Raw genomic sequence first — 13,192 nt, 5'->3', positions numbered from 1 at the left:
TTTGAAAGGAAAGCCTTGAGTAACATTTTGTTCTCAGGGCTTTTTTTTGTTTTTACAATTCGCGCTTCTTTTCTTAAATCCTTTGAGCCTAAGATTATAAATGCCTTGTACTTTTTCTAAAGTTTTCACTGACTCGATAGCAACAATTATTTATGTAGGAAAATTTTTAAATTTTTATTCTTGTATGTCAGAAAATATTCTTAAAATTGTAAGAAAATTACGTTAATATAATTTGTCTGCACATATTTTATTTTAATCTAATTCTTACAATATAAAAAGAACTCAAATCGCACAAGTTATGCAAAGAATAATTAAGGTATTAATTTTAAGTTTGATTTTTAGTATTTATCCAGCTTATAGTCAGTCTCCTGGCGGAGTTTTAGGGGCTCAGGTCTGGTTTAAAACAAGCCGTTTGGCAAATGGATATTTCAATTGGCAGGATTTTGGGGGAAATGGATCAAAATTAAATCACTGGAATACCAAAAATGAGGTATCAAATGTCAATTTTAGATATTATAATTTTAATCCGTCTCTTTATTTCGATGGTACAAGTCGCCAGTTTTTTTTAGATCAGACCAATTTGCAGCAAGGCACAATTGTAGGACTTTTTGGTCATGCGACGACGTACTATAATAATGAAAATATTTTATATGGAATTACAGGCCGGACAAACGAAGGAGTTTTAATTACTAATGATAAAGTTGTAAACAGCACAGAAAGAGATGGAGAGGTGTTGGATTATGGCAGCCTTTATGGAGAAGATTTATATCGAAATCCTGATAATAGTGAAGGCATAGATGCAAAATTTAGAGAAACATCATTAAAGATTGTCTCCTACTATCAATATCAGCAGCCGAATATCTCAGTTTGGGGAGAAGATCCAACGTCAAATTTAACTTTAGGCTATGGTTATATTAATAATGTCAATGGTTTGTCTACCTATTCATTAAAGAGCTTTAGCAATAATTTTTATGGATATATTCCTGAACTATTTGTTTACAGTCGCGTATTAACACCTTTGGAGCGCCGAAAAGCCGAAACTTATTTAGCTATTAAATATGGAGTTACCCTAAACAACTCATACATTTCTAGTGACGATCGACTAATTTGGGATTGGAGTACAAATAAAACCTACAACAATCGCATCACAGGAATAATGCGTGATGATGCAAGTGGTCTAGATCAGCCTTTTTCGACCACAAGTTATGAAGAAGGCCCTTATTTTTCAAATGCTTATGATTCAAATACCTATCCCGCAACTTGGGGTAATGCAGGAGCTCTTCGGTTATTAATTATGGGGCAATTTCCGGGTTGTGATCTAACTAATACTAATACAGCAGTATGGGGAGATGATAATGGAGCTTTAACAACTCAGAATACAGGAGGAATCGCTGGAATTAAACGAATGAGCAGAACATGGAAGCTGGTCACAAATATGCATCCTCCAACAGAACAAGAAAAAACTTTGCTTTTTAATAATAATGGTCAAGAAGTCAATTCGGAATTTGGGAAAACCACCTTTACCAATAAAATTAATACTACTACAGGAAATAGTGTAACCCAGACATCCCTGCAGGGGAAGAACGGCTATATGGAATTTAAAAATTTTCCAACGGGAAGTGCAACAATAATAAAATTTGGTGCAAAAGACGGTACAGCCAGCTCTTTGGATTACGGTATAAGAATCGACCAGAGCGGTTATGTATATGCTATTGAAAATACTAAACCTCAGGTTAATTTATACGGGTATGCGGTACCAGCCAGCTACAAAATAACGATCGAAAAACTGGAGAACAGTGTTTTTATTAATATTTATGATACTGCTGGGAATAAATTAATTACAACAAAAACATTGACAATTTTACCGGCAGATGTAGATAAATCTTTTTATGGAATAGTCTCATTAGAAAATAAAAAAACAGATGTCTCATTAACTGTAGCGCATGGAGGATTTGCAGCATCAGGATCAAGAGTTGAACTTTCTTATGAAACTTCAAAAGCTGCCGAATTTGCCAGTTATACAGATAAAAGTTTCTTAATTATCGATCGCTCAGGCAAAGGTGATTTTGCGATTGAAAATGTAGAATATTATCCTGTTAGTGAAATTATTACCAGCAGAAAGAAATTAGTATTCAATAATGTGGTTTGGGACGCTGATGGCAATGGTACAGATGTATTTTCTTTTGGATATAAAAATGCAACCGTAAAACTAATAGCTCTGGAAGAAGGTATAAATCCTACTTGTGCAGATGGTGTTCTACAGCAGAACGGAAAAATTAATGTAGAAATAAAAGAAGGTCTGCCAGGATATAAATACACCTTAACTAAAACAGGAACTACTCCTGTCCTGCAAACAGGCACTTTTTATGATTCTAAAATGACGCTGACAAATCTTGAAGCTGCAGATTATGATTTGACATTAGAAATGATAGGCACAAATTTTGAAAAAACCGCAGTTACTCAAGCTACTACAGCAACTACCACAGCAATGTTAGCAGGAGGAAAGGGAAGTCTTGAATGGGCTGTAACTGACTTTACATCTGATAAATATATTGGTTTTATTAATCAAAGAACAAGTCTTACTACTGCTTTAATGAATTATGGAGTTCTGATAAAACAAAATCAATTGTTTTTTTGGAACAAAGGAGTTGCATCAGAAACTGCTTTAGCAACGCTTAGTAAAGGCAGTAAGATTAAATTAGAAATGGATGGTGGCATTTTGCAATGCACCGTTGATGGTCAATTGGTTGGAACTAAAAATCTGGCTGCAGCAGATATTACATTAGCTTATTACGGGTTTGTATCTCTTCTTGGAACTCCAAACGGAATTTACAATTTAGTTCATACTGGTTTTGTAAGCGGCACAACTAAATTAGCCTGGCAGGCTGCATCCTATTTAAGCATAGTTGAAGGTGATGGTGTTGCAAATAAAGTAGTTCAAAAAATTAAGCTTGAAGCTCCAGAATGCCAAGAGATTCTTCCGCCCGATACACCTCTGGTTACAGATAATTTAGTTGTTGCACCAGTACCTTCAAAAGCAGGAGCTAATTTCAATATTAACGTAAAATTGAATAATCCTTCAGAAGCAACAGTTTTAATATTTAATACATCAGGAATCTTGATAACACAATTGCGTAGCTCTGAGTTACAAAAAGAAATAACATTTACTACAAGTATTCCTGTAAATGGAATTTATATAATAAAAGTATTGACAACTGAGGGCGAATTCTCCAAATCAATCATAATCAACTAAAATCAGAATTAGTTTAAAACTAATAATCCATATATCATTTAGAAAAACATGGAAAAACAAGAAAATTTAAAAACGACCATACAAAGAATTACTGCAAGTGTATTAGCAGTGATAATATTTGGACAGAGTGCTTTTGCGTATAATTTTAAATCTCCAAATAGGGTAGTAAACAACCGAGTTTTAGCCTTAAATTTTAATAGTCATATACAATCAGGTAATATTAAAACTCCCTCAATTTGGTCCTCAACCCCAGTGTTGAAAGAGCAAATAAGAGGTTTAAATAAAAAAAATCAGATAAGAATCCCGGCAGCAGAAAACGGAGGTATTATTGGAGTCTATGCAGGTAAACTTTTGGATAATCCTGCTGATAACCTTTTCCATTTTAATTTAGAAGAAGATCTAAAACCAGGCGATCGTGTAAAATTAGTATACGAATTACAGGGAGTTTCAGATGGGAATGGAGTTGCTATAAGCATTAATGACGAATTTTCACGAGGCGGAACTTGGGTTGAAAAAAGCGATCAATGGAGTTTACAGGAACAGTATATCAATACAGCAAGTTTGCACAAAGGCGATAATACACTCTTGTTTTCATTACCGGAGAAAGCTACGTATGGTTATCAGGTTCGTCAGCTGGCTTTTGTAGTTGAAAAAGGAAATTCAAAAAAACTTCGATTAGATAATCTTACAGCCTTAAGTTATAAGGGAGAAGGGTATGTTAGTGGTTTTATAGAAGGGCTAGCTCCTGAAAGTAAAATTAATATTGGAGGAAAAGCAATTACGCACCAAAATGGTTTTTTTGAAACTATTTTACCTATTAGTAATAATTCTGAAAAAACAGTAACAATAACAGCACAAGGTCAGGTTTTAGAGCAAAATATTGTGATGAAACCAGTTTCTGTAATGCATCAGGAACCAATTTCAAATGTACTCTCAGGAAGTTCTAAAACATTTATTAAAGGACAAAAAATGATGTTAGCCGTTGGTGCGGCCAGCATTGAAGTAAATAATACGGCCTTATTAGAAAATAAAACCTTAAGCATAACACCATTACGAACTCTTGATTTACCAGCATTAGATCCGATGATGACCAATTTAACTAACGGGCGCGGTTATCGTTTTTTACCTCACGGAGAACATTTTGCTGAAGGAGCATTGGTAAAATTAGGTTATAACAAAGAATTATTACCTCCGGGCTATACAGAGGACGATATTCGTACCTTCTTTTTTGATAAAAACACAGGACATTGGGAAGCTTTGGAGCGAGACAGCCTTGACGTGAAGAATCAAGTTATTATCTCAAAAACAACCCATTTTACAGATATGATCAATGGTGTTATCAAAACACCGGAATCTCCGGATACCCAAGGTTTTGCCGCTACCATGATGAATGATATCAAAGCAGCAGACCCAACAGCGGCAGTGCAAACGATTCAACCGCCAACAGCAAATCAGCAGGGGTCTACAAATTTAAGTTACACAATCGAAGTGCCACCAGCACGTAATGGCATGCAACCCAATATAAATATCGCTTATAATAGTGATGGCGGAAGCGGATGGCTGGGTGAAGGTTGGGACATACATACACCTAAAATTGCAGTAGATACCCGTTGGGGCGTGCCTCGTTATAGTACTACTCAAGAAACAGAGACTTACAGCTTTAATGGTGCTATGCTAGTTCAAATTGATAATGAAACGGCAACGGTAGCACATCGTGGCGAAAAAATAACCCGTAAAACTGGCAGTGTTCAATTTTACCCTAGAATAGAGGGTGATTTCTCTAAAATCATTAGAAAAGGAACAAACCCTAAAGATTATACTTGGGAAGTAACGGATAAAAGCGGAACTGTTTATTTATACAGCCAGCAGCTAAAAGGAGACAATGGTAACATTGCCGAATGGTTTTTGACTAATGTAACAGAGCTGCATGGAGATATGATGAAATATAATTATACAACATCTGACGAAACTATACAAGGAAATGTAAAAGCGAAAGCAGTCTATTTGAATAGTATAGAATTTGCAAATGGAAATTCTCTTGTTTCATTTCAGAATAATGGTATAAAAACAGTAAAAACCAGTAGTGGCCGTTACGGTTTTTTAACCTCGCAACAAAAATTGCTAACCAAAGTAACTGTTATTCATTTAGGTAAAACATTACGCAGCTACGATCTTGTTTATAAAAATAATGACGGAGCTTTCAAGAAAACACTTTTAGAAAAAATAGTACAAAATGATGCCAGTGGTGCCAAATTCAACGAGCATATTTTTGAATATTATGATGATGTAAAGGCAGCAGAAGGTTATGTGCCTTTTAATAATAATACAGAAAATTGGAATACGGGAGCTGATAATATAACAGGAAACGGTATTATTACAAAAGCAGATAAGGTAGTTGGTGAGGTTCTTTTTAATGATAAAATATCAGCATTAGGAGGTGGTGTTTCTACCTCTGGGGGATTCTCACTTTATGTAGGAGTTGGTCTTACCGATGGACAGGCTACTACAAGTAATACAGCTGGAGCAAGTTTTTCGTTTTCTCCTTCTGAATCAAAAGGACTTTTGGCCTTGGTAGATATTAATGGAGATGGTCTGGCAGATAAAGTTTTTAGTGACTCAGGACGCATTTATTATCGTCCAAATTTGGGTAGTAATACTTTTGGCGAACGATTAGAAATTAATGGAATTTCAACTATTTCGTTAACTAAGTCATCAGCATTGAGTTATGGGGCAAGTATAAAAATAGGACTAGGAAAGGCAATGGCTACGGGAGGAACTAGTGTACAAACTAGTAAAACTACCAATAGTATTTATTTTCAAGATGTCAATAATGATGGATTGGTTGATTTGGTACGTAATGGTGTAGTGTATTTTAATCATATTGTTAATCTTAATGGTAATCCTATTCCAACCTTTACGACTTCAAGTTTTGATACCGCAAGTCCAATCAAAGCAGGAGGAAATATAGATACTTCGGTTACAGCTGTAGATCCGGCAGAACAGGCAGAAGCTTATTCTAATGCACCTTTGCACGATGTCGTTAGGGTGTGGGAAGCTCCTTTTGCAGGAACAATTAAAATAGAAAGTACAGCAACCCTAATACCGCCTACAGGAGATTATGATCAGACAGAATATGCTTTGGCAGATGGGGTTTTTGTAGGTATTCAAAAAGGAGCTTTACAAATTGTGGCACCAAAGCCACTTACAAAAACGTCAGCTTCGGCAACTCTTTCAAGCGCTTCACTAACTGTGGTGAAGGGAGAAAAAATTTATTTCAGAGTGCAGTCTGGTATTGAGGATTCAGCCAACGGTGCTTTTGATCAGGTAAACTGGGATCCAGTAATTACTTATACAGATGCGAGCAGAACAGGCTTGCCAACAAATCCTGACGGACAGCAGCGTTTTAGTTATAAAGCAACGGAAGGTTTCGTTTTAGATAATAACCCGGCAAATTTTGTAATGCAAAAAGCAAATGAAGCAGGAGCAGTTCAGATAACTGGAACTTTTACAAAACCAGTTACCAGTGATGCTGTTACAGTCAATCTTTTAGGAAAAAATAGTCTAGGTGGTTTTGATGTGCTTTGGTGTAGAACGTTTGCAGCAACGCAAACTTATAATACTACATTAACCGCAAAAACTCTTTTGCCTGCTATTTCAGACGATTATCAGGAATTGAAAATTGCTATTACAAGTGAAACTAATGTAGCTTGGGATAAAATACAATGGGATGCTAAATTATCGCATTACACATTAGGTTCTTATAGTACAATTAATCCCGTTCCTACGGATGTAAACTGTACAGGAGTAGATAAGGTAACGATTACGGGAGTATCAGATTATGAAACAGTTCCTTTTAAAGATTATAGTCTTTTTGCCAGCCATTTAGCAGAAGGAAATTTATATACTGCAACTTCATCTGGACAGTTGAGTATAGTACCAACACTTAAAGCAGTGAATACAAACGGAATTGTTTATAAGGTGACCTTGTCTGCCAAAACAAGCGCGGGTATTTTGTTAGGTAAAAACAATTATAGTATAGTTAATGGCATAATTGCAACAGCAACGCCATTAACAGTAACGACGAATACTGGAGATAAAATCTGGATTGAATATACAATTTCAGACCGTGCTGCATTAGGTGTAATTACTACTGCAACAACCACAGTAAGCGTAAACGGAACTTCTGTTGCAGCTGCAGTATTTGCTCCTGTAACAACTGATATGGAGAAATTTGGTCCAATGCAGCGCCATTGGGGACAATTTATTTACAATGCAATGAATGGGCGAAATAAACAACCAATTGATGAAAGTAAATTAGTATTGCCTGATTCAAAAGATCAGGCAGATCCCCGAACAATGGTCTTTAATATGATGACACCTGATGTAACGACTAAAAAGTACTGGTCAGGAGCAGATGATTTGACTTATATAAATAGTGCCATTGTTTCAAGCTCACGTTTGGGAGAGGATAATGTAATATTGACTAATCCGCTTGACGGGTTGACTGCAGGAGCCGTAAATACTAACAATCCATATTGTACAGAAGGAACAGCTGCTTTTGGCGTAAGCAAAATTACAAAGGGAAAAAGTATTTCTACACAAACAGGCGTAAGTCCTTTTACTGCTAGTTCAGCAGAGGGAACTTCAGAAGTGATTACCGATTTTCAGGACATGAATGGGGATGGCTTTCCGGATATTATCACTAAAGGAAATATTCAGTTGACCAATAGCAAAGGTGGTTTTGATGGAGAAAATATTACCATTTCAGGGTTGCATACAAGTACTTCTAACTCCTATGGTTTATCAGCGGGATCAGCAGCAAAGCATGCGGCTGCAATAAATACTGCTCAAATTGCATTTAATGCAGCTAAAGCAATTGAAGCAGCAGCAAATTGTGAAAATGAACCACAAGCAATAAAGGATTCTCAAAATGCAGAAGCAGCTTTAGATGCAGCGAAAAGTAAAATAGTTGTAAGTGGAGGAGCTGATTATAATAAAGAAGAAACCGTGCAAACCTGGACAGATATAAACGGAGACGGTTTGCCAGATAAGATCTTAAGTAGTAAAAAAGTACAGCTTAATTTGGGTTATAGCTTTACTGAGCCTATAGATTATGGTTTACTGGATATTACCAAAGCAGAATCTATATCGCCTAATTTTGGATTAGGTTTTGATTTTGGTTCTTCGTCATTTAGTGGAGGTTATGGCATTGTGAAAAATATTACATGGAATGATTTTAGTCTACAGGATGTCAATGGAGATGGACTGGTAGATCAGGTATTTAAAAATGATTTAGTACGTTTAAATTTGGGAGACCGCTACAATGACCCAATGCCATGGAATGGTTTAGGAATTTTAGGTAAGGGATCTTCTACAGCAGAATCTTTAAATGCTTCATTTAATATTCCCGTGACTATTTTAGCGGTTAAAGTAGCCATAAATCCAGGAGTAAACGTGGGACTCTCAAGCAATCGAACAGAATCAACGTTGCAGGATATAGACGGCGATGGATTTCCGGATTATTTAACTTCTACAGAAGATAGTAATATGACGGTTAAACGTTCAACAATTGCGCGTACCAATAAACTAAAAGCAGTTCACAATCCATTAGGAGGAGAATTTATTGTAGACTATAGTCGAAGTATGCCTACTTACGATCATCCGGGAGGAAAATGGGTGCTGCAGAGTGTGGTAGTAAAAGACGGAATTGCAAGCGACGGTCCTGATATGAAAACACAATTTGCATACGCAAAAGGAAAATACGAACGTCACGAAAGAAGTTTCCTTGGTTTTGGAGAAGTAAAAACCCAAAACATAGATACAGAAAATGGAGATAAAGTTTACAGAACTTTAACCCAAAACTATGATGTCTCTGATTATTACAATGCAGGACAATTATTAAGCTCAGTAGTAGCAAGTAACGAAGGAGCTGACAGCACGGTAAATATAGGAGCAAAATATAGCGAAAGTACACAGGAATATTTTACCTATCTGGTAAAAGCATTGGAAGATAAGTATGAATTTTCTCCAGTAAGTAAAATGTGTTCAGACAGAGGAGTTAGTTTTAACCCGATTAAAAAAATAGTTTCATCTGTCTACGAAGGAGGAACAAACCCGCTTAAATTGAGCGAAATAAATAATGAATATTATGTAAGTAAAGGAACTTATGGAGGATTAAAAAGCTATACTTACAAAGATAATAGTACAGGGAATTATAAAACGGATATAGGCTATATAGCCAATTTGCAAAAACATATTCTTAATGTACCATTAAGCAGTAAAGTAACCATGGGTGGTGTTACAGTACATGAAATAGGAGCGACATATGACATGAATTTTGCTCATCTCAATCAGGTGCGACAAAAGCTTAATAGTAGCGAGTGGGCAGTTACAGATCTAAAATATGACGCCTACGGAAATGTAACGCAAAAAACATTGCCAGCGAATTACAAAAACGAACGTCCATTTTATAAATACCGATACGACAGTCAGTTTAATATGTACGTGGAGGAAATCTCAGATAATTTTGAGTACCGCAGTTATGCCAGAAACTACGACAGCCGTTACGGAATTGCTTTAGAAACTGAAGATGTAAACGGTTATTTAATTAAAAAAGAAATTGACGAATTCGGTCGATTGACCAAAGTTCAGGGACCGAAAGAAGCTGCAATAGGACAGCCGTATACGATAATGATGGATTATTTCCCAACGACAGCAGTTTCTAACGGAAACATAACCAGAACAGCGTACGCCAGAACCAAACATTTTGATGCACAGCGCCCGAGCGATCCTATTGAAACTGTAACCTTTGTTGACGGATTGGGAAGAGCAATTCAGGTCAAGAAAGATGGAGGAATTACAAACAATAAAACTCCAGATCAGCAAAGTGATGTAATGGTGGTTTCAGGACGTGCTAAGTTTGATGCTTTCGGACGTGTCAAAGCAGCTTATTATCCACAGACGGCGCCATTGGCCGACTGGAATAAATTCATGGATAGTTTTGACTCAGTTGAACCGAGTAGAACAACCTATGATATTCTCGACAGACCAGTTACCACAACATTGCCAGATGGTGCTTCGACACAAATGAAATATACTATCGAAGGCGATTTATTAAAAACAGAAGTGACCGATGCGCTTAATAACACCAATTCAAGCTATGCAAACGGTTCTGGATTAACAATGAAAACCCTAGATGCCAATAATGTAGTAACACAGTTTGGATATGACGGAATTGGCAGAAACATAACCGTGACAGATGCACAGGGACAGCAAACCGTAAGTACTTATGATTTTGCCGACAGACGCACGCAGGTGGTACAGCCGGATGCAGGAAAAAGCATCTTTAAATTTGATGCTTTAGGCAATTTGTTAGAAAGACAAACCGCCAATTTGGAAGCCAAAAGCAAAAAAATAACGTATGAATACGAGTTTAACAGATTAACCAACATTCACTACCCAGAACATCCTGAAAATGATGTACGCTATGTTTTTGGTTCTAAAAACGAGAGCCAAAACCGTAAAGGAAGATTGATGCTTATGGAAGACATGACCGGAGCACAGGAATTCTCATACGGCGTAATGGGAGAGATCGAAAGCATTCGCAGAACTTTAATCGTACCAAACTCAGCAATTGCAACTTATGTTACAAGCTGGAAATACGATTCATGGAACCGTTTGCAGGAAATGATCTATCCAGATCAGGAAAAAGTGAGTTACAGTTATAATTCAGGAGGATTATTGCAGGCAGTTGCCGGCAAAAAAGCTTACAGTTACAACTATGTAAACAAAATTGGTTATGACAAATTTGAGCAGAGAAGTTACCTGAAATATTGTAACGGAACTGAAACTAAATACGATTACGAGCCTTTAAGACGAAGACTGGATAATATGACCGTAGCTTCAGGAACAGGATATCAAGACACGAATACGCCAAGAATGTTCATGAACAACAAATACCAGTATGACAAAATAAGTAATGTACTAAACGTGACTAATAGTGCTGCGGGCGTTACCAATAAAATGGGAGGTATAATGACGCACAATTACAGCTATGATAATTTGTATCAATTAACTGCTGCAAACGGAGTGTACACAGGAGCCGACCAAAAAACGGCTAACTATAACCTGGAAATGAAATACGATGACCTGCATAATATTGTAAGCAAAACACAAAACGTTGTACAGAACAAAGTAACTGAAACAGGATTGTTGAAAGCCGGTTATACTATGAATTACAATTATAACAGCACCAACAAACACCAATTGGACAATGTAGCAGAAACCGAATATCGTACAAAAAATACAGACCCAAAAGTCGATAGACAAAAAGATAATAAATATACTTACGACAAAAACGGTAACATGATTTATGTAAATACCGAGGAAGTACGAGTAAATGGTCAGGTTGCTGAAAAAGCACAGGAAAAGAAATTAATCTGGGACGAAGAAAACCGCCTAAGAGCCATAGATATTAACGGTTATGTAAGCAATTACACTTATGATGCAGGCGGTGAACGTGTAACGAAGCTTTCAGGAGGCGGACAAGGAATTTTTGTAAACTCTGTATTCTCTGGAGGAAAAACCTCAACAAGTGATTTTACATTGTATGTGAATCCTTATTTGGTTGCCCAAAATGGAGGTCGTTATACAAAACATATCTATATAGGTTCACAAAGAATCGTTTCGAAAATTGGTGATTTTGACAGTTACGGTGCAGATCCTAGACGTGTTGAAAAAGCTGGAGAATCATTCTCTGGAGTTAAAGTAAATTATGATGCTAAGTACAAAAAAGCACTAGAAGTTGTAAAAGCAAGTTATGACACTTTTGAAGTTCCGTATTATGGTACTGACAACAATGATTATGTAAATGGTTTAGGTTTCTGTTGTAATCCTTCTGGAGACACTGGTTCTGGTGGCTCTCCAACAGGAAAAATGGCTAAAAATGACAATGCCGAGTTACAGCAGTTTTATTACCATCCAGATCATTTGGGAAGTTCGTCTTATATTACTAATTTAGATGGCGAAGTTGTTCAGCATATTGAGTATGTACCTTTCGGGGAAGTTTTCTTGGAGGAAAAGAATGCGAAATGGAATACACCGTATCTTTTCACAAGTAAAGAGTTGGATAGAGAGACTGGAATGTACTACTTCGGCGCACGTTACCAAGATCCTAAATTGGGAATCTTTATATCGGTGGATCCAATGTCTTTGAAATACCCAAATATTTCACCTTATGCTTATTGTGTAAATAATCCAATTAACATGATTGATCCTGATGGTAGAGATTGGTATCGAAATTATGAAACTGGGAAAATAATTTGGCGTGATGGAAATTCTAAGATAAAAGGATATGCTCATTTAGGTTATTCGTGGGGTAAAACGTTTGCAAATGGAAACAGGATTTTATTAGATGGGGAGAGAAAACAAATAATATATAATGGATCTCATATTGTAGCAGATTATAATAAAAAGAAAACATCAGGCTCTAATGGTGGAGGAATGGCAATTTCTGATGGAGGAAACAATCAAGACCCTAGTTCATTAGATAAGGGAGGAAGAAGTGTAGAATGGTTTGATTATAAGGGTACGCTAGATGTTATAATTGCCTTACTTGCTAACGAATTGCGAGGTCTTAAGTTAGGAAGAGCAACAGCTGAGGATAAAATTAATGATGGTATAAATGCTATTGATAATGCTTCAAATGCAATAAAAACAATAAAAGGGGCGGCAGAAGAAAAGATCGATATGCAAATTAAAAATTATACAACAACTGACATACTTAGAGATAATGATTCACAGGTTCATGAAGGTAAACCACGAGATACATCTGTAATTCATTCAGATTCAGCAAAGATAAATGCTTTAAATAAGCGTAACTATAACATTAAAAAACAAGAAGCTGAAAGAAAGAATATTATTTATAGACAAAGCAGATAA

The 13,192-nt window shown here is 36.3% G+C and carries 2 protein-coding genes; both read left to right on the top strand.

Translation table 11 applies throughout. The features are described 5' to 3' along the window. The first annotated feature begins 298 nt into the window (after nt 1-298). A complete protein-coding gene (locus tag RB618_RS02855; protein WP_308067390.1) occupies nt 299-3,253 on the top strand; it encodes a T9SS type A sorting domain-containing protein in 2,955 nt (984 codons plus the stop codon). Between the two features lie 255 nt (nt 3,254-3,508). Continuing rightward, on the top strand, nt 3,509-13,192 hold the full coding sequence (locus RB618_RS02850; protein ID WP_308067389.1) for a SpvB/TcaC N-terminal domain-containing protein: 9,684 nt from the start codon (nt 3,509-3,511) through the stop codon (nt 13,190-13,192).

It is taken from the genome of Flavobacterium sp. LHD-85 (assembly GCF_030929595.1).
Taxonomy (GTDB): Bacteria; Bacteroidota; Bacteroidia; order Flavobacteriales; family Flavobacteriaceae; genus Flavobacterium.
Note: the sequence above shows the minus strand (reverse complement) of the source record. Positions and strands in the feature narration are given on the sequence as shown.